Origin of the sequence: Paracoccus sp. UBA5162, assembly GCF_002413585.1 — a bacterium.
GTDB lineage: Bacteria > Pseudomonadota > Alphaproteobacteria > Rhodobacterales > Rhodobacteraceae > Paracoccus.
Map to the genome: position 1 here is coordinate 1 of NZ_DHXG01000018.1, position 20,958 is coordinate 20,958.

General features: G+C 66.4%; 23 protein-coding genes. 11 read left to right on the forward strand and 12 right to left on the reverse strand.

Features of this window, described 5'->3' with window-relative positions:
• Positions 1-110: 110 nt before the first annotated feature.
• The 4 genes from B4A72_RS02025 to B4A72_RS02040 all read right to left on the reverse strand — a co-directional run bounded on the left by B4A72_RS02025 (position 111) and on the right by B4A72_RS02040 (position 5,315).
• Entirely contained in the window at positions 111-845 is a 735-nt protein-coding gene (locus B4A72_RS02025) for a pyridoxine 5'-phosphate synthase (protein WP_292978023.1), read from the reverse strand.
• Between the two features lie 30 nt (positions 846-875).
• A complete protein-coding gene (locus B4A72_RS02030) occupies positions 876-1,694 on the reverse strand; it encodes a 4-(cytidine 5'-diphospho)-2-C-methyl-D-erythritol kinase (RefSeq protein ID WP_292951904.1) in 819 nt (272 codons plus the stop codon).
• 1 nt (position 1,695) lies between these two features.
• Positions 1,696-3,591 (reverse strand): tetratricopeptide repeat protein, encoded by a 1,896-nt coding sequence (locus B4A72_RS02035; RefSeq protein ID WP_292951902.1) that lies wholly within the window; start codon positions 3,589-3,591, stop codon positions 1,696-1,698.
• A 68-nt stretch (positions 3,592-3,659) separates the two neighbouring features.
• A complete protein-coding gene (locus B4A72_RS02040; RefSeq protein WP_292978024.1) occupies positions 3,660-5,315 on the reverse strand; it encodes an electron transfer flavoprotein-ubiquinone oxidoreductase in 1,656 nt (551 codons plus the stop codon).
• A 249-nt stretch (positions 5,316-5,564) separates the two neighbouring features.
• On the opposite strand from B4A72_RS02040, the gene greA reads away from it, so the two are divergent.
• The gene (gene greA / locus B4A72_RS02045) at positions 5,565-6,035 is read left to right on the forward strand and encodes a transcription elongation factor GreA (protein ID WP_292951898.1); all 471 of its coding nucleotides are present in this window, start codon (positions 5,565-5,567) and stop codon (positions 6,033-6,035) included.
• A 5-nt stretch (positions 6,036-6,040) separates the two neighbouring features.
• The gene (locus B4A72_RS02050) at positions 6,041-7,015 is read left to right on the forward strand and encodes a hypothetical protein (RefSeq protein ID WP_292978025.1); all 975 of its coding nucleotides are present in this window, start codon (positions 6,041-6,043) and stop codon (positions 7,013-7,015) included.
• Positions 7,016-7,214: 199 nt separating this feature from the next.
• Here the strand turns inward: B4A72_RS02050 and B4A72_RS02055 are convergent, their stop codons facing one another.
• Complete coding sequence (locus B4A72_RS02055) at positions 7,215-7,397, reverse strand: zinc-finger domain-containing protein (protein WP_292951912.1); 183 nt, start codon at positions 7,395-7,397, stop codon at positions 7,215-7,217.
• A 153-nt stretch (positions 7,398-7,550) separates the two neighbouring features.
• On the opposite strand from B4A72_RS02055, the gene B4A72_RS02060 reads away from it, so the two are divergent.
• The gene (locus B4A72_RS02060) at positions 7,551-8,474 is read left to right on the forward strand and encodes an ABC transporter ATP-binding protein (RefSeq protein WP_292951894.1); all 924 of its coding nucleotides are present in this window, start codon (positions 7,551-7,553) and stop codon (positions 8,472-8,474) included.
• Positions 8,475-8,477: 3 nt separating this feature from the next.
• Here B4A72_RS02060 and B4A72_RS02065 read toward each other — a convergent pair whose 3' ends face one another.
• Positions 8,478-8,861 (reverse strand): HIT domain-containing protein, encoded by a 384-nt coding sequence (locus B4A72_RS02065; protein WP_292951892.1) that lies wholly within the window; start codon positions 8,859-8,861, stop codon positions 8,478-8,480.
• 92 nt (positions 8,862-8,953) lie between these two features.
• A complete protein-coding gene (locus tag B4A72_RS02070) occupies positions 8,954-10,525 on the reverse strand; it encodes a DUF5928 domain-containing protein (protein WP_292978026.1) in 1,572 nt (523 codons plus the stop codon).
• A 170-nt stretch (positions 10,526-10,695) separates the two neighbouring features.
• On the opposite strand from B4A72_RS02070, the gene B4A72_RS02075 reads away from it, so the two are divergent.
• Positions 10,696-11,514 carry a sulfotransferase family protein gene (locus B4A72_RS02075; RefSeq protein ID WP_292951889.1) on the forward strand — a complete coding sequence of 273 codons (819 nt, stop codon included), beginning with the start codon at positions 10,696-10,698 and terminating at the stop codon, positions 11,512-11,514.
• A 51-nt stretch (positions 11,515-11,565) separates the two neighbouring features.
• Here B4A72_RS02075 and dps read toward each other — a convergent pair whose 3' ends face one another.
• From dps to ndk, 5 genes are all read right to left on the reverse strand, one after another.
• Positions 11,566-12,039, reverse strand: coding sequence for a DNA starvation/stationary phase protection protein Dps (dps, locus tag B4A72_RS02080; protein ID WP_292951887.1), 474 nt, complete (start codon positions 12,037-12,039; stop codon positions 11,566-11,568).
• 190 nt (positions 12,040-12,229) lie between these two features.
• Entirely contained in the window at positions 12,230-12,463 is a 234-nt protein-coding gene (locus tag B4A72_RS02085; protein WP_292951885.1) for an acyl carrier protein, read from the reverse strand.
• A 182-nt stretch (positions 12,464-12,645) separates the two neighbouring features.
• Positions 12,646-13,383 (reverse strand): 3-oxoacyl-[acyl-carrier-protein] reductase, encoded by a 738-nt coding sequence (fabG, locus tag B4A72_RS02090; protein ID WP_292978027.1) that lies wholly within the window; start codon positions 13,381-13,383, stop codon positions 12,646-12,648.
• Positions 13,384-13,424: 41 nt separating this feature from the next.
• Positions 13,425-14,351, reverse strand: a complete 927-nt coding sequence (fabD, locus tag B4A72_RS02095) for an ACP S-malonyltransferase (protein ID WP_292951881.1) — start codon at positions 14,349-14,351, stop codon at positions 13,425-13,427.
• A gap of 202 nt (positions 14,352-14,553) precedes the next feature.
• Positions 14,554-14,976 carry a nucleoside-diphosphate kinase gene (gene ndk / locus B4A72_RS02100; protein WP_292951879.1) on the reverse strand — a complete coding sequence of 141 codons (423 nt, stop codon included), beginning with the start codon at positions 14,974-14,976 and terminating at the stop codon, positions 14,554-14,556.
• Between the two features lie 190 nt (positions 14,977-15,166).
• Here ndk and B4A72_RS02105 point away from each other — a divergent pair, with 190 nt between their 5' ends.
• The 7 genes from B4A72_RS02105 to ureC all read left to right on the forward strand — a co-directional run bounded on the left by B4A72_RS02105 (position 15,167) and on the right by ureC (position 20,956).
• Complete coding sequence (locus B4A72_RS02105; protein WP_292978028.1) at positions 15,167-16,282, forward strand: AI-2E family transporter; 1,116 nt, start codon at positions 15,167-15,169, stop codon at positions 16,280-16,282.
• Between the two features lie 102 nt (positions 16,283-16,384).
• Entirely contained in the window at positions 16,385-17,137 is a 753-nt protein-coding gene (locus tag B4A72_RS02110) for a GNAT family N-acetyltransferase (protein ID WP_292951875.1), read from the forward strand.
• 128 nt (positions 17,138-17,265) lie between these two features.
• Positions 17,266-18,081: an urease accessory protein UreD gene (locus B4A72_RS02115; protein WP_414692483.1), complete on the forward strand. Its 816-nt coding sequence runs from the start codon at positions 17,266-17,268 to the stop codon at positions 18,079-18,081.
• 1 nt (position 18,082) lies between these two features.
• Positions 18,083-18,394, forward strand: a complete 312-nt coding sequence (locus B4A72_RS02120; protein WP_292951871.1) for an urease subunit gamma — start codon at positions 18,083-18,085, stop codon at positions 18,392-18,394.
• A 1-nt stretch (position 18,395) separates the two neighbouring features.
• Entirely contained in the window at positions 18,396-18,956 is a 561-nt protein-coding gene (locus B4A72_RS02125; protein ID WP_292951869.1) for a HupE/UreJ family protein, read from the forward strand.
• Between the two features lie 4 nt (positions 18,957-18,960).
• A complete protein-coding gene (locus tag B4A72_RS02130; RefSeq protein WP_292951910.1) occupies positions 18,961-19,266 on the forward strand; it encodes an urease subunit beta in 306 nt (101 codons plus the stop codon).
• A gap of 1 nt (position 19,267) precedes the next feature.
• Complete coding sequence (gene ureC / locus B4A72_RS02135; RefSeq protein ID WP_292951867.1) at positions 19,268-20,956, forward strand: urease subunit alpha; 1,689 nt, start codon at positions 19,268-19,270, stop codon at positions 20,954-20,956.
• Positions 20,957-20,958 lie beyond the last annotated feature (2 nt).

Sequence of the window (20,958 nt, forward strand, 5' to 3'; positions counted from 1 at the left end):
GGCGATGGTATCGACGCGGGCGGTGTCGTCACAGGGTCTGACGGTCACGGGGCCGTCCCGGGCAAGCGCGGGCGCGGCGGCAAGCAGGGTCAGGACGACGGCGTGGCGGATCATCCCCTTGCCTCCTCCATATGGCGGCGCATTTCGCGGATCGCGGGGCCAAGACCGGTAAACACCGATTCGGCGATCAGGAAATGGCCGATGTTCAGTTCGGCGATCTGTGGCAGGGCGGCGATGGGACCGACCGTGTCGAAGGTCAGGCCGTGGCCGGCATGGACCTCCAGCCCCAGGCTGGCGGCAAGGCGGGCGCCCTCGGCCAGACCGGACAATTCGGCATCGCGTTCGGCGGTCCGGCCTTCGGTGTCGTGATCGCAATAAGCGCCGGTATGCAGTTCCACCACCGACGCGCCGATGCGGGCGGCGGCTTCGATCTGGGCGGCGTCATGGCCAATGAACAGCGACACACGGCAGCCTGCCTCGCGCAGCGGCGCAATGAAATCGCCGATCGCATTGTCGTTGCCGGCCACGTCCAGACCGCCTTCGGTCGTGCGCTCCTGGCGCTTTTCGGGAACCAGGCAGACAGCATGGGGACGATGACGCAGAGCGATCGCCTGCATCTCGGGCGTCGCGGCCATTTCCAGGTTCAGCGGCAGGGTCAGGTGTTCCATCAGCGCATCGATGTCGCGGTCGCTGATATGGCGGCGATCCTCGCGCAGGTGGGCGGTAATCCCGTCGGCCCCGGCCTCTTGCGCGATTCGGGCCGCACGCAGCGGATCAGGCCAGGGCGTGCCGCGCGCATTGCGGATGGTGGCGACGTGGTCGATATTGACGCCGAGACGCAGCATGTCGATCTTTCCCCTGTTGCTGGCCCTATCCTATCCGGGCGCGGGCCGCGGTGCCAGTTCCGAGACCACCGCCCACCAGCCATGCTGTTTCAACGTTTCCACGGATGCGCGCGCGCGCGCCACGCTGTCGAAAAGACCGAAACAGGTCGCGCCGGAACCCGACATGCGGGTGAAGGCCGCGCCGGTCGCATCGAGGGTCCGCAGGACCGTGCCGATCACCGGCGCGATGGTCCGGGCCGGCGTTTCCAGATCGTTGCGGGTGCCGCGCAGCCAGCCGATCAGCGCCGCCCTGTCGGCGAAGGCGGGGATGGGCGGCAAGGGGGAATTCTCGCGGCAGGTCAGCGCCGAAAAGACCTGCGGCGTGGCCACGGGAAAGCCCGGATTGACCAGCACCAGCGGCACCGGCGGCAAGGCGGGCAGCGGCGTCACCTTCTCGCCGATCCCGGCCATGCGGGCAGGGACCGAAGCGATGCAGACCGGCACATCAGCGCCCAGCCGCCAGGGATCGGCCGGCATCGGATGGCCCATCCGGGCAAGCCCGCGCAGGACCGCAGCCGCATCGGCCGAGCCGCCGCCGACACCGGAGGCGACCGGCAGAATCTTGGTCAGCGTGATCTGTGCCGCGCCGCCTGCCAGACGGGCCGCGTCAAGGCACAGGTTGTTGCCGGCCGACAGGTCGTCCGCGAAGGGACCGTCGATCTTCAGCGACAGAGGCCCCGGCATCAGCGCGATGCGATCGCCGATATCGGCGAAGGCGACCAGCGAATCCAGCAGGTGATAGCCGTCTTCGCGCCGGCCGGTGACATGCAGGGCAAGGTTCAGCTTGGCCCGCGCGGCCTCGAAGATCATGCTATCGGCTGGCGGCTTCGGCCTGCGGCACGGGGGTCTCGTTCTCGCCGGTCCTGGCCTCGTCGCGCAGCACTGCGTCCAGCCCGCGATCCAGCTTGGCGCGGATCCGGTCGGGATCGACATCTCCGGTCTCGGTCGGTTTCAGCGACAGCGCGCGCTGCCACTGGATCTCGGCCTCGCGATGGCGGCCCACCATCCAGTAGATATCGCCCAGATGATCGTTCACCAGCGGGTCCGAGGCCATCGAGCCCACGGCCTCTTCCATCGGCGCGACCGCCTCGTCATAGCGGCCCAGCCGGTAATAGGCCCAGGCCAGAGAATCGAGGATGTATCCGTCGCCCGGCGACAATTCGGCGGCCTTCTGGATCATGTCCAGTCCGCGATCCAGGTTCTCGTTCCGGTCGATCCAGGAATAGCCGAGATAATTCAGCAAGCTGGCCTGGTCGGGATTGATCTCGATGGCTGCAAGCAGATCGGCCTCGGCGCGGTCGAACTGCTTCGATCGTTCCAGCGCGATGCCACGCGCGTAAAGCGGGAACCAGCGTGCCTCGTCAGGGCCATCCTTCAGCAGCGCCAGCGCCTTGTCATAGGCCGGCACTGCCTGGGCGAACCTTTCCTGCTGACGCAGAAGATCGCCAAGCGCGATCCAGCCCTGCGGCAGATCGGGATAGGCGGCGGTCAAGGACAGCGCGGCCTTTTCGGCCTCGTCCTCGCGATCGGCGCGGGACAGTGCGTCGATCCGGGCCAGTTCCGCGACCGGGCGCATCTGCCCCATCCGGCGCAGCGCCTCGAATTCGGGTTCCGCCAGATCGAATTGCTCGCGCTCCTGCAAAAGCTGTGCCGTCACCAGCCGCGCCTCGGCATTGTCGGGCGCAAGCCAACTGGCCAGCCGCGCATGGATCAGCGACAGCGGCTCGGGTTCTGGGCTGCTGGCCAGCGCGGTTGCGAAGGTCAGGAAAATCTGCGCGATCCCGTCGGCAGGCGCCTTGACCACATCGAAGGGAACCGGCTTGCCCGTGGCCAGCCGGTCGCGCAGGGCCAGCAATTGCGGTTCGGCCTCGATATTGGGGATATCGTCCAGCATCGCCACTGCCTCGTCGCGGCGTTCCAGTTGCGCCAGAATCTGGGCCCGCGCGACGATTCCCGGCAAATGCCCGCCAGTCGCCGGTTCCGCCAGCAGCGTCTCGGCGCCCTCGTAGTCGCCGACAAGCGCGCGGGCCAGCGCAAGCTGGTAGTTCACCACCGGGCCGACGCCGGGAAGCTTGGCGAGGTCTTCGAAGGCGGTCAGCGCGTCCTGCGCCTTGCCGTCGCCCAGCAGCGCCCAGGCCCGCACCAGCCCGTCCATAAGGCGATTGCCGTCGTCGGTCTTGCCGCCCGGAGCGATCGCCTCGACAAGGCCGGCCCAGTCGCCATCCCTGACCATCTTCGCCTGCACAAGCAGAGCCGAGAGCTCGGTCGGCTGGCCATCGCCGCGCATCCGGTCGGCCAGTTCCACCGCCCGGTCGATCTCGCCGGCCGAGACCATCGCCAGAAGCGCGTTGTCCTGCAGATAGCTGTCGCCCGGATCATGCGCCACAGCCTGAAAATAATAGCGCGCGGCGGCCTTGAAATCATTTTCGACCGTCGCCAGCCGCGCCGCCAGATAGGGGCCTGCCAGACCCATGGTCAGAGGTGCGGGTGCGCGGCCCCCGGCGGCATCTGCCTGGGCCGGTTCAGCCGCGGGCAGGGAATCGACGGGCGGCTGCGGCAGGGTTTCGACAGGCGTCTGGGCCTGGACCGGGCGCGGTTCGGGCCGCCCCTGCGCGACGGCGGAAACCGCAGGCAGGGTCGCGGCGCTCAGCGCGGCGATCAGGGCAAGGTTCAAGCGGGTCTGGGTCACGGCGTCGATCCCGTTCATCACGAAGGCGTTTGGCGGACCCTAAACGCGGCGTCCGGCCGGGGCAATCGCTGCGCCCCGGCCCACGATCACATATTCGGGTAATTCGGCCCGTCGCCGCCCTGCGGCGTGGTCCAGACGATGTTCTGCGAGGGATCCTTGATGTCGCAGGTCTTGCAATGGACGCAGTTCTGGAAGTTGATCTGGAAGCGTGGCTTGCCGCCTTCCTCGATCACCTCATAGACCCCCGCCGGGCAGTAGCGCTGCGCCGGTTCGGCATAGTCCGGCAGGTTCACGTCGATCGGGACCGAGGGGTCCTTCAGCTTGAGATGGCTGGGCTGGCTTTCCTCGTGATTGGTAAAGGAAAAAGCCACGTTGGTCAGCCGGTCGAAGGACAATTTTCCGTCGGGGCGAGGATAGTCGATCGGCTTGAAATCCCCGGCCTTGCCGGTCGCCTGCGCATCGGTCTTGCCATGTTTCCAGGTGCCCAGCGGGTTTCGGCCGGTCAGATTCGCCACCCACATGTCGAAACCGCCAAGCACGAGGCTGGGCCAAAGCCCCAGGCGGGACCAGATCGGCTTGACGTTGCGGACCTTCTTCAGATCCCTTGCGATGGCGCCGCCGCGCACCGCCGCGTCATAGGTTTCCAGCCGGTCGCCCTCGCGGCCCGCCTTGAGCGCGGCGGCCGCGGCCTCGGCCGCCTCGATCCCGGAAATCATCGCGTTGTGATTGCCCTTGATGCGGGGCACGTTGACCATTCCCGCCGAACAGCCCAGCAGCACGCCGCCCGCGAAAGACAGTTGCGGCATGGACTGCCAGCCGCCCTCGCTGATCGCGCGCGCGCCGTAGGCGACGCGCTTGCCCCCCTCCAGCAGCTCAGCGACCATCGGATGATGCTTGAAACGCTGGAACTCGGCGTAGGGGTAGAGATAGGGGTTCTCGTAGTTCAGATGGACGACGAAGCCGACCAGAACCTGGTTGTTCTCGAAATGATAGATGAAGCTGCCGCCGCCGGCGTTCCTGCCCAGCGGCCAGCCCATCGTGTGCACGACCCGGCCCTTCTTGAACTTCTCGGGCGAAACCTCCCAGATTTCCTTCATGCCCAGGCCGTATTTCTGCGGCTCGTGGCCGGCCGACAGGTTCAACCTGCCCATGATCTGCTTGGCAAGGCTGCCGCGCACGCCCTCGGCGATGAAGACATACCTGCCGTGCAGTTCCATCCCGGGCTCGTATTGAGGGCCCGGCGTGCCGTCCGCGTTCAACCCCATCTCGCCGGCAACGACACCCTTCACCCGCTCTCCATCCCAGACGACCTCGCTGGCGGCCATGCCGGGAAAGATCTCGACGCCCAGTTCCTCGGCCTGCTGGGCCAGCCAGCGGCAGACATTGCCCATGCTGACGATGTAGTTGCCGTGATTGTTCATCAGCGGCGGCATCGGCCAGTTCGGCACCCGGATCCCGCCCGCCTCGCCCAGCACGTAGAAATTGTCATCGGTAACCTCGGTGTCGACCGGTGCCCCCTTGTCGCGCCAGTCGGGGATCAGCCGGTCCAGTCCCGATGGATCCAGCACCGCGCCCGACAGGATATGGGCGCCCACCTCGCTGCCCTTTTCCAGCACGACGACCTGCAGTTCGGGGTCGATCTGCTTCAGCCGGATAGCCGCCGACAGCCCGGCCGGGCCCGCGCCCACGATCACGACGTCATATTCCATCGATTCGCGTTCGACCGTGCTGTCATTCGTCATGGCTGCCGCTCTTTCCTTGCGTATGGCTGGCAGAACACCTAACGCGCGAGGCCCGCAGGGGCAATCGTGACGCCACGCGCAAAGGCCGTATTCCGCCGCCCTTGCGCAAGGCGGGCTTGCAAATGGCGCGGAATTGGGTTCACGATGCGGCACGCACAGGATTTGACGCGCCCCCGGCCATCCCCAATGGCGGGGGCGTTCGATTAGCGTGACCGCGATAACCGCATACCCGCGAAGGATTGGGCAGCGATGGACAAGATACCGATGACCCGCAGCGGCTTTCAGTCACTGGAAGCAGAGCTGACAGAGCTGAAATCGAAGGAACGGCCCGCCATCATCCGGCAGATCGCCGAGGCGCGCGAACATGGCGACCTGTCCGAGAACGCCGAATATCACGCCGCCCGCGAAAAGCAGGGCTTCATCGAGGGCCGCATCAAGGAACTGGAATCGATCCTGTCGCGGTCCGAAGTGATCGATCCCGCGAAACTGTCCGGCTCGGTCAAGTTCGGCGCAACGGTGGACCTGATCGACGAGGATACCGAGGAAGAGCGCACCTACCAGATCGTCGGCGAGGCCGAGGCCGATATCGAGCGCGGCCTGCTGAACCTGCGATCACCGCTGGCGCGCGCGCTGATCGGCAAGGACGAGGGCGACAGCGTCGATGTCACCACCCCCGGCGGCGTGCGCAGCTACGAGATCGTGGCGATCCGCTTCGAGTAGGTCCCATGTCGCTGGTCGCCAAAATCGCATCCCTGACCCAGAGGGACGCCCTGACGCGCCTCGGCATCGCGCTGAGCGTCGCGTGGCTGCTCCTGATTGCCTTGTTCTGGGTGCTGGCGCCAGGCGGCGATGGCGCGGCCGGGGGCGTGGGACGGCTGGTCGCGGCGGCGGGCGCAATCCTGCCGCTGGCGCTGATCTGGATGGCCGTGACGCTGGCGCGGTCGATCGCGATCCTGCGGGCCGAGGCCGAAGACCTGCGCGAGCGTCTGACCCAGCTGCGCGAGATGGCTGCGACACGCGGCGCGCCGCCACAATCGCGTCGGCCGGCCGCGACCGGCGACATCGCTTCGGGCACAAGCGTGGTTGCCGCGCCCGCCGGGCTGCCCGCACCGGTTTCCGCGACCGGCCCGGCGACAAGAGCCGCGGGCGCGGTGACGACCGCGGCGCCGCCGCCTCGGCCCGCTGATACGCGGCAGGCGGCGCTGCGCTTTGACGCCCCCGAATCGGTTTCCGTCCCGCCACGGACGCTGATCCGGGCGCTGGATTTTCCAAACGGACCCGAGGATACCGAGGCCATCGCGGCCCTGCGCACGGCGCTGAAGGACCACGACAATTCACGGCTGCTGCGCGCGGCGCAGGATGTGGTGACGCTGCTGGCCGGACAGGATCTGTATATGGACGACCTGCAGCCGTCGCCCCCGGATCCGGCCGTCTGGCGCCGATTTGCCGAAGGCGCGCGGGGCGGCAACGCCGCGTCCCTGGGTGGCATCCATGACCAGTCCGCCTTGCAGATCGTATCTGGGATCCTGCGCGGAGACGAGATTTTCCGCGACGCCGCGCATCATTTCCTGCGCCAGTTCGACACCGCCATCAGCCGCCTGGTGCCACAGCTCGATGATGCCGAAATCGAGGTTCTGGCCCAGACCCGCTCGGCCCGGGCCTTCATGCTGCTGGGGCGTGTGGCGGGTATCTTCGACTGAAATCGGCCGGCCGCATACGCGTGCGGCAAAGTCGGCCGCGCTTGCGTCCCGCGACCAAAGGGGGCCTCGCCGGCCCCCTCTTGGCCTGCGGCCAATTCACCCCCGCAGGTATTTGCAAAGAGCGCGAGGGGCGCCGGGCGCCGCGGCGGCATTGGGGTAAAAGCCGGTCGAGGACGCTGGTTCAGTCACGTGTCCCGCCTCAGTGATCGCCCTCCGCGTGGTCGCGGTCGATCACGAAACGCCGGTCGCAATAGCCGCAATCGACATAGCCCTGATCGGGCGAGATCGCCAGCCAGACCCGGGGATGGCCAAGCCCGGCGGCATCATCGCCGTCGCAGGCCACCTTCCAGGTCGTCACGACCACCTCTTCCGGAGCCGGCATAAGGACCGCATCGGGTTCCTGTCCCGTGGACAGCGGATTCTCGGGGGTCACATGCTGGGTCATGGCTGGCCTTCTTGTGGCGGCTTGGATGATCTGGTCTAACCTCATTACCGCAGCGCCGCCTGCCTTCGCAAGCACCGCAAGGACCGATCCATGCCCAACGCCATCGATATCGCCGGTCTGCGCAAGACCTATGCCGCCCAAGGCAACGCGCCCGCGAAGGAGGCGCTGAAGGGCATCGACCTTGCCATCCCGTCGGGCAGCATCTTCGGCCTGCTGGGGCCGAACGGGGCCGGCAAGTCCACCCTGATCAACATCCTCGCGGGTCTGGTCAACAAGAGCGCCGGCAAGGTCGGCATCTGGGGTTTCGATCAGGATGTGAACCCGCGCCAGTCCCGCGCCGCGATCGGGGTCATGCCACAGGAACTGAACATGGACCCGTTCTTCAGCCCCCGCGCCAGCCTGGAGGTGCAGGCGGGTCTTTACGGGGTGCCGAAATCCGAACGCTGGACAGACGAATTGCTGGATCTCGTCGGGCTGAGGGACCAGGCCAATGCCTATGCGCGCAATCTTTCGGGCGGGATGCGCCGGCGGCTGCTGCTTGCCAAGGCGCTGGTCCACCGCCCGCAGATCCTGGTCCTGGACGAACCCACGGCAGGCGTGGACATCACCCTGCGCGAAATGCTGTGGCAGAATGTCCGCCGCCTGAACGAGGCCGGCATGACCGTCATCCTGACCACGCATTATCTGGAAGAGGCCGAGCAGATGTGTGACGAGATCGCGATCATCAACCATGGCGAACTGATTGTCCGCCAGGGCACCCGCGAATTGCTGGCGCGCACGGATGGCAAGACGCTGGTGATCGATGCCGGCGGACGGATCGAGATCCCGCCCCTGCCCGAAGGCGCAAGCGCCGAATGGCGGGCAGACGGGCGGCTGGCGATCAGCTATCCGCCCTCGCGGATCCGGGCCGATCAGTTGCTGGACGCGCTGCGCGGAGCGGGCGTGCCGATCATCGACGTGGCCAGCGAACAGCCCGATCTGGAAGATGTCTTCGTCGAGATGACACGCGGCTGAAATTCAGTCCCGCAGGCTGAGCATCGGTCCCATCATCCGGCCGCCCATGATATGGAGGTGGAAATGCGCCACCTCCTGCACGCCATGTGCCCCGGCATTGGTGATGGCGCGAAAGCCCTGGTTGCCGGCTTCCAGGCCCAGCCCCTCGATGGCCACCACCTCGGCGCAAAGGCGCATGAAACCGGTGATCTCGGCTTCCGTGCCATGGGCCGCGAAATCCTCGAAACTGACATACCTGCCCTTGGGGATCACCAGCACATGCGAGGGTGCCTTGGGCGCGATGTCGCGAAACGCCAAGGCGTGATCGTTCTCGGCCACGGTATCGTTCGGAATCTCGCCGCGCAGGATTCTTGCGAAGATGTTGTCGTCGTCATAGGCACGTGGCATGGCAATCCCTTTCTCGGCACGGGGCGCGCAGGCCCCTGGCTGGCGGCATCCTGTCAGGACGTGGCACGCTTCACAATGCCCCGCCGCCCGGCTCAGCGCAGATCCAGATGCGCGATCAGGGCGGCGCCGGCTGCCCGGTCGATGTCCAGGAAACCGGCAATGGCGGCGGCGTTTTCATCCGCGCCCTGGTCGTTCGACAGCACCTGAAACCTCTCGAATCCCATGTCGCGCACCTGCTCGGCCTCGTGGATCAGGTCGTCGCGGACGATGGGCAGCAGACGATCGACAAGGTCGGGCGGGGTCAAGCTGCCGATCAGGCCGATGCGCTGCATGTGACCGCGCATGTAGTCGTCGTCCAGATCGCTTTCGATGAACAGAATCCGCGTCTCGGCGCGGTCGCCCGCGAAATCGCTGATCAGCGACACCGCCGAGGGGTCGATGCACAGCACCAGCCTGCGGCTGCCGAAATCCTCGAACAACAGGCGCAGCAAGGCGCGGCGGTGATGCTGACGCTTGGACAGGGTGGAGGCGATGCCGCCCAGATCGGGCAGGTTCGCCTGCAATTCGTTGAACATGTAGTCGACCGCGGGAATCGTCCCCGCGTCTCGGATCCGGCGAGCCAGTTCCTTGGCGACGTGCCAGCGTTTCGCCACGATCAGGTGAATCACATGGCTGCGCCCCAGCGATCCGTCGGTTTCCCAGAAGCGCGGCGCAAAGCGCCGGCCCACGCGCCCCCTGCCGGTCAGAAAGGCGAACAGCCGCCGCCCCTCGTTCGAAATGGCGAAATCCTGACCCTCGGTCCGCCACAGCGCGCCAAGCCTGTCGCGAAGCTCGATCGCCTCGGCGCTGATCTTGCGAGCAAACAGATAGCCCTGCCGGGTCAGCAGATCGTAGTGGTCGTTGTAGAAGGTCGCGGGCATCCCGTAATCGGTGAACATCAGGAATGTCGGCGACTGGCTGCGCCGCTGGTCGCGGGGCACGACATGGGCCACGAGCGTCTGGAAGAACGTCTCGTCGGGGATCCATGTCGTGCGAAAGAAGCGCACAAGATCGGGGCGGGCTTTTAGCAGCGCCAGAACCCCTTCGACCGTCTGCCGCCTGAGACACCACCATTGCGAGCCGATCATGACCTGGATGCCGCGCGGCACGGGCCGCTCCAACCCCAGGCGCTGCTGCAACGCCATCGCGGCATAGAACAGCCGCTTGTGCCTGCGTTCGTTGAACCAGTGGCGATAGATCAGCCGCTCCTTGCGGATCCCGGTCTTGATCCAGCCACCGTCGAAGAAATCGACCGCCTCGATATAATCGCAATCGACCCGGTCCAGGAAATCATGCGTGTATTGGGCCGATTTGATCGGCATGCAGTCACCCGACAGCATGTAGAAATGCGTGGCCAGCGGAAAGCGGTGTTCGGCCAGGCGCAAGGCCTCCAGCGAGGCCGCGACCAGCGACCATTCGCCCCAGCCGCACCGGTGCCGGCGCCGGGGGAAGGCGATGCCCGGTTCGTCCTTCAGCGCCTCGCGGATGGCGCGGTAATCGGCCTCGGGGCTGCGACGGTCAAAATGAACGACCACGTAATCGCCGGTCTGCGACAGCCGGCGGGCCTGGGCGATAACGCCTGCGGGATCCTTGTGGGCAAGAAGGATGAAAGCGATCCGGGCCATGGGTCAGACAAGAAGATGGGATTGCAAGGTTTCGAAAGAACGGGAAAAAGTTGAAACTTGCCACGGCATTTGCTTTCTGTGTCTAAAGAATTCTGGCGCGCGGGCAAGCACCGCCTGCCCGAGCCGGGCAGGGGCTCGCGCGGTTCGCCCAGAAAACGGAGTGTCGCGCGATGGGATTTCCCGGCGTCTGGATGACCGAGACCGGAAGCATGGTCTATCGCGTGGTGCCGAAATGCGCCTGTTCCAGCATCGGCCAGATCATGTTCTTTTCCGATCACGGGCGATTTTTCGACGGCGATATCCACGATGCAACCGAAGGCATCGCCAAGTGGTCTCAGGAACATAGCCAGGACCGCATTTCAGGGGCAGTCCGCGACCACAGTGCCCTGACATTTACTTGCGTGCGCAATCCCTATGGCCGCATCCTGTCATCGTTCTTCGACAAGATCGCGGGCATCCAGCGCAACGGCAAACGCTATCGCGGCAATCTGGTGCCGCAGCTGATGCAGCGATACGGAGTGACCGTCGGCAGCCCCGAGGACGGGTTCGACTTTGACCAGATCGCCAGCTTTCGGCGTTTTCTTCTGTTTGCGCGCGACACGATCCGCTGGCGGCGCCCGATGGATCCCGACATCCACTGGTCGGCGATGTCTTCGCATATCTCGACCTTCATCGTGAATGGCGGCAGCTATGACCGGATCTTCTTTACCGAACGGTTCGACGAGGGAATGCAGAAGGTTCTGGATGGCTGCGAAACGCCGGTGCAGGTCGATCTGGCCAAGGTGCCGCGCTTCAACGAATCCGAAGGCCACGGCCCGAAAAGGGCGCACAGGATCAGCGATTATTTCGACGACCTGTCACGCCATCTGGTCTGGGAGATCTACAAAGACGATTTCGAGCTGTTCCGCTACGATTTCGACGACCCCGACAACAAGATGCCGCTGGGCGAGGTCAATCTGGCCGAGATCCACGCCAGGCTGGGCCGCTGACGGCAAGACGCGCGCCGACCCCGCGGGCGCGCGCCCTGACGTTCGCCGGCCTTATTCCAGATGGCTTTCCAGGAACCACAGATCCTTGTCGGCCGTGCGCGAGGCGGCAGTAAACAGATCGGCTGTATTGGCATCGCCCGCGTCGTCGGTCGCGCCGATCGCGGCGCGCAGCTTTTCACCATGGTCGCGCATCCGCTCGCAGATCGCCTTGATATGGTCCTGCGCCTTGGTCAGGTCGGTCGGATAGGGTTTCAGCGTCGCGTCCCTGGACACCGTTTCGGCGGTTCCGACAGCAACACCGTCCAGAATCTGCACGCGCTCGGCCATGGTGTCCACATGCTCCTGGTTGTTCGCATAGACCGTGTCCAGCAATTCGTGAACGGCAATGAAATTCGGACCCTTCACATTCCAATGCGCCTGCTTGATCGCCATGCCAAGCGCCAGCGCATCGGCCAGGCGCGCATTCAGTTCCGAGATCGAGGTCTTGCGGGCGTTGTCTTTCAGCCCCTTCAGATTGACGGCCATGATCGGCTCCTTTCGGTCATTCGTCTGAACAACATCGGCAAGGCGCGGAGGTTCCAAAACAGGCATGACGCCCGCTGCGGTGCACCCGGGCCGGCCTGCGAACGCCTCCAGGCCGGACGCGCAACGGAAAACGGCGCCGCCCCCGGGGGACAGACGCCGTTCAAGATCCGCGTGTCGGCGATCGGGCGGTTCAGACCGCACCCTTGATGAAGTTCACCGCATCGCCGACGGTCTGGATGGTCTCGGCGGCGTCGTCGGGGATCTCGATCCCGAATTCTTCCTCGAAAGCCATGACCAGTTCGACGGTATCGAGGCTATCGGCGCCCAGATCGTCGATGAACGAAGCGGATTCGACCACCTTGTCCTCTTCGACGCCCAGATGCTCGACCACGATCTTCTTCACGCGATCAGCGATATCGCTCATGTCACATCCTCATTCTCGCGGGCATCCGCCCAAAGTTTTACACAGGCAAAGGCCCGGTCCAGCACAGGGCGGTTTCCCTGCTGCTAAAGGCGGGCATATAGCACCCATGAGCCCCCATGCAACCGCTTTTCCATGGATTTCCGCGCCGCGTTGCAGCGCGGCACAGGCCGGCCAGAGCGGGCTCAGACCATCGCCATCCCGCCATTGACATGCAGCGTGGCGCCGGTGACGTAGCCGGCCTCGCGACTGGCCAGATACAGCACCGCGGCCGCGATCTCGTCCGGGGTACCCATCCGCCCGGCCGGGATATGGCTCAGCAGCTTGCCTTTCTGGGCTTCGTTCAACCTGCCGGTCATCGCCGTCTCGATGACGCCCGGCGCCACGCAGTTGACGGTGATGCCCCGGCTGGCCACCTCATAGGCAAGGCTTTTCGACATGCCGGCCAGCCCGGCCTTGGCGGCGGCATAGTTGCCCTGCCCCGGATTGCCGGTCTGCCCCACGACCGAGGTGATGCTGACGATCCGCCCCCACCGCGCCTTCATCATCCCGCGCAGCACCGCGCGGCTCAGCCGGAAGACGCTGGTCAGGTTCACCTGCATGACCTGCTGCCATTCCTCGTCCGACATGCGCATCAACAGGTTGTCGCGCGTGATCCCGGCATTGTTGACCAGGATATCGACCGATCCCATCGCCTGGGCCGCCGCCTTGGGCAGGGCCGCGACGGCCTCCGGGTCCGACAGGTTGGCGGGCACCACGAAGGCCCGATCGCCCAGCCCGTCGGCCAACGCGCGCAGCGGTTCCTCGCGCGTGCCCGACAGCGCCACGTTCGCGCCGGCCGCGTGCAGGGCGGCAGCGATGGCTCCGCCCAGCCCGCCCGAGGCGCCCGTCACCAATGCATTCTTCCCGCTCAGATCGAACATTCCTGCCTCTTCTTCGTTGTTCAAATACCCGATCAGACCGGTCAGCCCCGCAGCGCGACGACATCGGCCGGAACGCCGATATTGCGCACGGTCGCGTCCCGCGCGATGCGCCGGATCATCCCCGACAGGGCCTTGCCCGCCCCGATCTCCCAGAATTCCGACACACCCGCCTCGGCCATGTTGGCGATCGATTCTCGCCAGCGGACGGTCCCTGTCACCTGTTCGACCAGCAGTCGCCGAATCGCGCCGGGCTCGATCACGGCTTCGGCGCGGACATTGGCGATCAGCGGTACGGCCGGCGGCTGGATATCGACCCCGGCCAGCGCATCGGCCATCACCGCAGCGGCCGGCTGCATCAGCATCGAGTGAAACGGGGCCGAGACCGGCAGCATCATCGCCCGCTTGGCCCCGGCCGCCTTCATCGCCTCGGCGGCACGCTCGACCGCCTCCTTGTGGCCGGAAATGACCACTTGCGCAGGGTCGTTGTCATTGGCGGCCTCGACCACCTCGTCGCCCGCGGCGTCGCGGGCGATCCGCTCAACCGTCTCGAAATCCAGCCCCAGGATCGCGGCCATCGCGCCCTGTCCCACGGGAACCGCCTCCTGCATCGCCTGTCCGCGCAGGCGCAGCAGGCGCGCGGTATCCTCCAGCGTCAGCGAGCCCGCCGCGCAAAGCGCCGAATATTCGCCCAGCGAGTGACCGGCCACAAAATTCGCGTCCTGGATGTTGATCCCCTCGGCCTCCAGCGCCCGGAAGGCCGCCATCGAGGTCGCCATCAGCGCGGGCTGGGCATTCTGGGTCAGGGTCAGGGTCTCGATATCGCCGTTCCAGATCAGGTCCGACAGCTTCTCGCCCAATGCCTCGTCCACCTGATCGAAGACATCGCGCGCGGCCGGATAGGTTTCGGCCAACTCGCGCCCCATCCCGATGGTCTGCGCCCCCTGGCCCGGAAAAACGAATGCGCGCATCGCGGCCCCCTGATCTGACAATCCCCGAAAGAGACTTAGCCTGCGGCGGCGGCAGCCGCAACTCGCGCCAGCAGCCCCGGGACAGGGGCGGCGCCGGGCCGCGGGTGCCGCGTCGCGGAATGATCGGCCCGGCGGCTGGTTCCCGAAAGGGAAAAAGGGGCCGCGAAGGCCCCTTTCCCGAGAGTGTTGAACGTCCGGCTGTTCAGCCGACCAGTTCCAACCCCGAGAAGAAGAAGGCGATCTCTTCCCTCGCGGTTTCCGGCGCGTCCGAGCCGTGGACCGAATTCTCGCCGACCGACAGGGCGAATTCCTTGCGGATCGTGCCTTCTTCTGCGTTGGCCGGGTTGGTGGCACCCATCACGTCGCGGTTCTTCGCGATGGCGTCTTCGCCTTCCAGGACCTGCACGACCACCGGCTCGGAGGCCATGAACTCGACCAGTTCACCATAGAAGGGGCGATCCTTGTGGACCTCGTAGAACTTGCCGGCCTGTTCGGGCGACAGCTTGATGCGCTTTTGCGCGATGATGCGCAGGCCGGCCTCCTCGAACCTGGCGTTGATCTTGCCGGTCAGGTTGCGCCGGGTCGCGTCGGGCTTGATGATCGAAAGGGTGCGTTCGATGGCCATGTCTGTTCTACCTTGTCTGATGGCAGGCGGCTGGGGCCCGCGGCAATGAATCCGCGTCCGGTTAGCAGGCTTGCCCGCGCCCGGCAAGGACCAGCGGCCATGACGGCGCGGCGGCGGATCCGGCACTGTCGGGTGCGCCAAAACATGCTAGTCCTTGGCCCAGATCGTCACGCCACCGAAGGAACCCGGCATGAGCACAGAGCCGCGCGACAGACAGGATCCCCACCACAAGCCAAGCCTGTCGAGGCGCCACGACGTTCCCTTCGCCACCATCGTCGCGGTCCTGGCCCTCGTGCTGCTGCTGCTGGCGGCCTGGACCTGGTCCAGCGTGCTGCTGATGGGGTTTGCCGCGATTCTGGTCGCGATCGCGCTGCGCGCAGGCGCGGCGGTGCTGCACCGCAGCCTGGGCCTGGGCTTCAAGCCCGGTGTCCTGCTGACGGCCACGGCCTTCGTGGCCCTGTTCGCCGCGTTGTTCAGCGCCGTGGGTCCGGCCGTCTCGAAGCAATTCAGCCAGTTGCTGAGCAGCCTGCCCGATGCCTGGCAGCAGATCAGCGACTGGCTGGACCAGAGCAGCATCGCCCAGTTCGTCGAACGCCGCATCGGCGACGGCATGGACGGCGGCGGCGGGGCCACGGGCAGCATCCCGTCGATCTTCGGCTATGTGAAGGGCACCGTCACCACCATCTTCGGCGGGCTGGCCAATCTTGTCCTGATCCTGATCATGGCGATCTTTCTGGGTCTTGACGCACCCAGCTATCGCAGCGGTTTCTTGCGGCTGGTCCCGCTTGGCTACCGCGAACGGGCGGGCAGCGTGCTTGACGAATGCGGCCGTTCGCTGGGGCGCTGGATGGGCGGACAGGCGCTGGACATGCTGGTGGTGGCGCTGCTGACCGGGACCGGGCTGTGGCTGCTGGGTGTTCCGCTGGCGCTGTTGCTGGGTCTGATCGCCGGTTTGACCAATATCATTCCGGTGGTCGGCCCGTTCCTGTCAGGCGTTCCGGCGGTGATGTTCGCGCTGACGCAGGGCGTCGATCAGGCCCTCTACGTGGCATTGCTGTTCCTGGTGATCCAGCAGATCGAGGGCAATATCCTGATGCCGATGATCCAGAAATACGCCGCCCATCTGCCGCCGGTCCTGACGGTTCTGGCCATCGTGGCCTTCGGCAGCATGTTCGGCCTGTTCGGTGTCGTTCTGGCAACGCCGCTGCTGCTGGTCTCGATCATCCTGATCCAGCGGCTCTATGTCGAGGACGTGCTGGGCGACAGCCCGCACGACAGGCGCGGCGGCGGCGGTTCCCCGGAATAGACCGCGCAGCGCCGGAAAATCACCGCTTCGATATTGCGCTTTCGCCAAACCGACACATGATTGGGCTAGACCCAGTGGCGCGACAGACGGGACAAGCGCAGGATGCAGCCTTTCGCCAAGGGACGCTATCTGGCCAGAATGGCCGAAACGCAGGCCGATCTGCACGCGGCGCAGCGGCTGCGCTGGATATGCTTTCTGTCGCGAAACGGCGCTTCGGCAAGCAGCGAAAGGGATGCCGACGATCTGGACGCCCGCTACCGTCATGTGCTGATCGAGGATATCCGTGATCACCGGCTCGTCTGCTGCTTCCGCTTTCTGCCGCTCTCGGACGGATCCCGGATCGGGCGTTCCTATTCCGCGCAATTCTACAATCTCGGGGCGCTGGAACGCTTTGACGGCCCGATGATCGAACTGGGCCGCTTCTGCGTTGATCCGCAGACGCGAGATCCCGACATCATCCGCACCGCCTGGGCCGCGATCACCCGTCATGTGGACGAGACCGGCACCCAGATGCTGTTCGGCTGTTCCAGCTTCACAGGGACCGAACCCGACGACCACGCCGAAGCCTTCGCGATGCTGAAGGAGCGCCACCTTGCCCCGCGCCGCTGGCTGCCGCGCGTCAAGGCACCCAAGGTGTTCCGTTTCGCCCGCGCCCTGCGCCTGCGCAAGCCCGATCCGCGCCGCGCGATGGCGGCGATGCCACCCTTGCTGCGCAGCTATCTGGCGATGGGAGGCTGGGTCAGCGATCATGCGGTCGTCGATCCGGCGATGCAGACCATGCACGTCTTTACCGGCGTCGAGGTCGCGGCGATCCCCCCGTCCCGCAAGCGCCTGCTGCGCGCGGTGTCTGGCTGACGCAACGCTGCCCAATTCCCGGGCACATCGCCGCAGACGGATGCAGCGAACGGGATTTTGCCTTTCAGAGGGGCAGAGGCCCGAAGTCGCGCATTGACCTTGTGCACGAGGCGGCGCCCTTTCCGATCATGTTCGATGCAGGCCACCAGGTTTTTCCCATGCAGCGCAGCCGCGGCCGCGCCCGCGTCGCGATGGCGGCGACGGGGCTGCTGGATCTGGCGCAATCGGGCTCGGCCAGGGCGATCCTGCCGCGTGTGACCGCCGGCCTGCCCGAGATCGTCTTTCTGAACACCTCGGGCGGACTTGCCTCGGGGGACGATCTGTCCTTCGCGGTGGATCTGCGGCCCGGCAGCAGGGCCTTGGCGACCACCCAGACGGCCGAGCGCGCCTATCGCGCCGAGGGCCCGCCGGCAGAGGCGCGTGTCGCGCTGAGCGTCGGCGAAGGCGGCTGGCTGGACTGGCTGCCGCAAGAGACGATCCTGTTCGACGGCGCCCGGCTGAACCGCGTGACCCAAGTCGATCTGGCGCCGGGCGCGGGCTGCATGTTGCTGGAAACGGTCATTCTGGGCCGGCTGGCGATGGGCGAGACGCTGCGCCGCCTGCATCTGCGCGACCGTCGGATCGTTCGCCGGCAGGGCCGTCTGCTGCATCACGACACGCTGGCGCTGGATGATGCGGCGCTGACGCGACGTGACCATGCGGCAATGCTGGATGGCGCCCGCGCGATGGCCTCGCTGGCGATCGTGGCGGATCACGCGCCGGATCTGCTGCATTCTGCCCGCGCGGTTCTGGACGAACCCGGCGTCACGGCGGCGGCCAGCGCGCCGCCCGGCCGGCTGGTCCTGCGGCTGCTGGCCGCCGATGGCTGGCCCCTGCGGCGGCAGATCATCCGGCTTCTGGCCGTCCTTCGTCCCGCTCCGCTTCCTCGCACCTGGCAGATCTGAGATGAACCTGACTCCGCGCGAACGCGACAAGCTGCTGATCTCGATGGCCGCCATGGTCGCCCGCAACCGCCTGGCCCGGGGCGTCAGGCTGAACCATCCCGAAGCCATCGCGCTGATCACGGATTTCGTGGTCGAAGGCGCCCGCGACGGCCGCAGTGTCGCCGATCTGATGCAGGCCGGGGCCCATGTCATCACCGCCGGACAATGCATGGCCGGCGTGCCCGAGATGATCGAAACGGTGCAGGTCGAGGCGACGTTTCCCGACGGCACCAAGCTGGTCACCGTCCACCATCCGATCCGGCAGGAGGTCTGACATGACACGATTTCTCATCATTGCCGCGACGCTGCTCGTGCCGCGGACCGCCCTTGCCCATGGCGGCGGCGATCAGGGTCGGTTCCTTGGCGGATTGATCCACCCGGTCAGCGGCGCCGATCACATGCTGGCAATGATCGCCGTCGGCCTGCTGGCCGCCCAGATCGGGGGTCGCGCCCTGCTGGCGCTGCCGCTGAGCTTCGTCGGCGCGATGGTCGCAGGCGGCGTGGCGGGCCATGCCGGCTTCGGCTTTCCGGGGGTCGAGCCGATGATCCTTGCCTCGGTCGTGGTTCTGGTCGCGCTCGTGGCGATGGCTGCAAGGCCGCCGCTGGCGGTTCTGCTGCCGGGCGCTGCGCTGTTCGGCTTCACCCATGGCTGGGCGCATGGCGCCGAGGCGCCGGCCGAGGGCCTGATCGCCTATGCGGCCGGTTTCGCGCTGATGACATCGGCGCTGCACCTGGCGGGTATTCAGGCGGGCAGGCTGATCCGGACAGGCGCGTTGCTGCGCGGTCTGGGCGGCGGAACGGCCGTGGCCGGCCTGATGCTGGCTTTCGGAGTTTAGGATGATGGTGCCGGGCGAAATCCTCGTCGCAGCGGGCGAGATCGTGTTGAACGAGGGCCGCGATCCGGTGGCGATCATGGTCGCCAATACCGGCGATCGCCCGATCCAGGTCGGCAGCCACTACCACTTTGCCGAGACAAACCCGGCGCTGGATTTCGACCGTCGGGCGGCACGCGGGATGCGCCTTGCAATCCCGGCCGGAACCGCCATCCGGTTCGAACCCGGCCAGTCGCGCGAGGTCAGCCTGATCCCCTATGCCGGCAAGCGCGTGGTGCAGGGCTTCCGCCAGGACATCATGGGGGCACTGTAGCATGGCGCAGACCCTGTCCCGCGCCGACTACGCGGCGATGTATGGCCCGACCACCGGCGACCGCATCCGCCTGGCCGATACCCAGCTGCTGATCGAGGTCGAGCGCGACCTGACCATCCCCGGAGAAGAGGTGAAATTCGGCGGCGGCAAGGTCGTCCGCGACGGCATGGGGCAAAGCCAGATCACCCGCGCGGGCGGCGCGGTCGATACCGTCATCACCGGCGTCGTGGTCTTCGACCATCAGGGTATCGTCAAGGCCGATGTCGGGCTGAAGGACGGCCGCATCGCCGCCATCGGCAAGGCGGGCAACCCCGACACCCAGCCCGGCGTGACCATCATCATCGGACCCGGAACCGAGATCATCGCGGGCGAGGGCAAGATCGTGACGCCCGGCGGTTTCGACTGCCACATCCATTATATCTGTCCGCAACAGGTCGATCACGCCCTGCATTCCGGGATCACCACGTTGCTGGGCGGCGGCACCGGACCGGCGCATGGCACGCTGGCCACCACCTGCACGCCCGGACCGTGGCACATCGCCCGGATGCTGGAGGCCGTGTCCGATCTGCCGGTCAATATCGGCATTGCGGGCAAGGGCAATGCCAGCCTGTCCGCACCGCTGGAAGAACAGGTCCGCGCCGGGGCCTGCGCGCTGAAGCTGCACGAGGATTGGGGCACCACCCCGGCCGCCATCGACAATTGCCTGTCGGTCGCCGACCGGATGGATGTGCAGGTGATGATCCACACCGACACGCTGAACGAATCCGGCTTCGTCGAGGACACGATGGCCGCCATCGCCGGGCGCACCATCCATGCCTATCACACCGAAGGCGCGGGCGGCGGCCACGCCCCCGACATCATCCGCATGGTCGGAATGACCAATGTCCTGCCCTCGTCCACCAACCCGACGCGGCCCTATACCGGCAACACGATCGAGGAACATCTCGACATGCTGATGGTCTGCCATCATCTCGACCGCCGGGTGCCCGAGGACGTGGCCTTCGCCGAATCGCGCATCCGCCGGGAAACCATCGCGGCCGAGGATATCCTGCACGATCTGGGCGCGTTCAGCGTGATTTCGTCCGACAGTCAGGCGATGGGCCGGATCGGCGAGGTCATCATCCGCACCTGGCAGACCGCCCACAAGATGCGGGTCCAGCGCGGCCGGCTGGAGGGCGAGACGGGCCAGAACGACAATCTGCGCGCCCGCCGCTATATCGCCAAATACACGATCAATCCGGCGGTGGCCCATGGAGTCTCGGCCCATATCGGCAGCATCGCGCCGGGCAAGCGCGCCGATCTGGTCCTGTGGTCGCCCGCCTTCTTCGGCGCCAAGCCGGAAATGGTGCTGGTCGGCGGCCAGATCTGCGTGGCGCAGATGGGCGATCCGAACGGCTCGATCCCGGTCCAGCCGGTCTATTCGCAGCCGATGTGGGGCCATTCCGGCCGCGCCTCGGCGCTGTTTGTCAGCCGGGCCGGGCTGGAGGACGGCGCGGGCGAGGGCCTGTCCAAGACCCTGATCGCGGTCGCGGAAACCCGTGGCATCGGCAAGGCCGATATGGCGCTGAACGACGCCCTGCCCGCCATCGAGGTCGATCCCGAAACCTACGAGGTCCGCGCCGATGGCCAGCTTCTGACCTGCGAACCGGCCACCGATCTGCCGCTGGCGCAGCGCTATTTCCTGTTCTGAGG

Bases quoted from the DNA above. Each gene is read 5' to 3' on its own strand.
- B4A72_RS02025 (WP_292978023.1), bottom strand. From the start codon at position 845: ATGCTGCGTCTCGGCGTCAATATCGACCACGTCGCCACCATCCGCAAT.
- B4A72_RS02030 (WP_292951904.1), bottom strand. From the start codon at position 1,694: ATGATCTTCGAGGCCGCGCGGGCCAAGCTGAACCTTGCCCTGCATGTC.
- B4A72_RS02035 (WP_292951902.1), bottom strand. From the start codon at position 3,591: ATGAACGGGATCGACGCCGTGACCCAGACCCGCTTGAACCTTGCCCTG.
- B4A72_RS02040 (WP_292978024.1), bottom strand. From the start codon at position 5,315: ATGACGAATGACAGCACGGTCGAACGCGAATCGATGGAATATGACGTC.
- greA (WP_292951898.1), top strand. From the start codon at position 5,565: ATGGACAAGATACCGATGACCCGCAGCGGCTTTCAGTCACTGGAAGCA.
- B4A72_RS02050 (WP_292978025.1), top strand. From the start codon at position 6,041: ATGTCGCTGGTCGCCAAAATCGCATCCCTGACCCAGAGGGACGCCCTG.
- B4A72_RS02055 (WP_292951912.1), bottom strand. From the start codon at position 7,397: ATGCCGGCTCCGGAAGAGGTGGTCGTGACGACCTGGAAGGTGGCCTGC.
- B4A72_RS02060 (WP_292951894.1), top strand. From the start codon at position 7,551: ATGCCCAACGCCATCGATATCGCCGGTCTGCGCAAGACCTATGCCGCC.
- B4A72_RS02065 (WP_292951892.1), bottom strand. From the start codon at position 8,861: ATGCCACGTGCCTATGACGACGACAACATCTTCGCAAGAATCCTGCGC.
- B4A72_RS02070 (WP_292978026.1), bottom strand. From the start codon at position 10,525: ATGGCCCGGATCGCTTTCATCCTTCTTGCCCACAAGGATCCCGCAGGC.
- B4A72_RS02075 (WP_292951889.1), top strand. From the start codon at position 10,696: ATGGGATTTCCCGGCGTCTGGATGACCGAGACCGGAAGCATGGTCTAT.
- dps (WP_292951887.1), bottom strand. From the start codon at position 12,039: ATGGCCGTCAATCTGAAGGGGCTGAAAGACAACGCCCGCAAGACCTCG.
- B4A72_RS02085 (WP_292951885.1), bottom strand. From the start codon at position 12,463: ATGAGCGATATCGCTGATCGCGTGAAGAAGATCGTGGTCGAGCATCTG.
- fabG (WP_292978027.1), bottom strand. From the start codon at position 13,383: ATGTTCGATCTGAGCGGGAAGAATGCATTGGTGACGGGCGCCTCGGGC.
- fabD (WP_292951881.1), bottom strand. From the start codon at position 14,351: ATGCGCGCATTCGTTTTTCCGGGCCAGGGGGCGCAGACCATCGGGATG.
- ndk (WP_292951879.1), bottom strand. From the start codon at position 14,976: ATGGCCATCGAACGCACCCTTTCGATCATCAAGCCCGACGCGACCCGG.
- B4A72_RS02105 (WP_292978028.1), top strand. From the start codon at position 15,167: ATGAGCACAGAGCCGCGCGACAGACAGGATCCCCACCACAAGCCAAGC.
- B4A72_RS02110 (WP_292951875.1), top strand. From the start codon at position 16,385: ATGCAGCCTTTCGCCAAGGGACGCTATCTGGCCAGAATGGCCGAAACG.
- B4A72_RS02115 (WP_414692483.1), top strand. From the start codon at position 17,266: ATGTTCGATGCAGGCCACCAGGTTTTTCCCATGCAGCGCAGCCGCGGC.
- B4A72_RS02120 (WP_292951871.1), top strand. From the start codon at position 18,083: ATGAACCTGACTCCGCGCGAACGCGACAAGCTGCTGATCTCGATGGCC.
- B4A72_RS02125 (WP_292951869.1), top strand. From the start codon at position 18,396: ATGACACGATTTCTCATCATTGCCGCGACGCTGCTCGTGCCGCGGACC.
- B4A72_RS02130 (WP_292951910.1), top strand. From the start codon at position 18,961: ATGGTGCCGGGCGAAATCCTCGTCGCAGCGGGCGAGATCGTGTTGAAC.
- ureC (WP_292951867.1), top strand. From the start codon at position 19,268: ATGGCGCAGACCCTGTCCCGCGCCGACTACGCGGCGATGTATGGCCCG.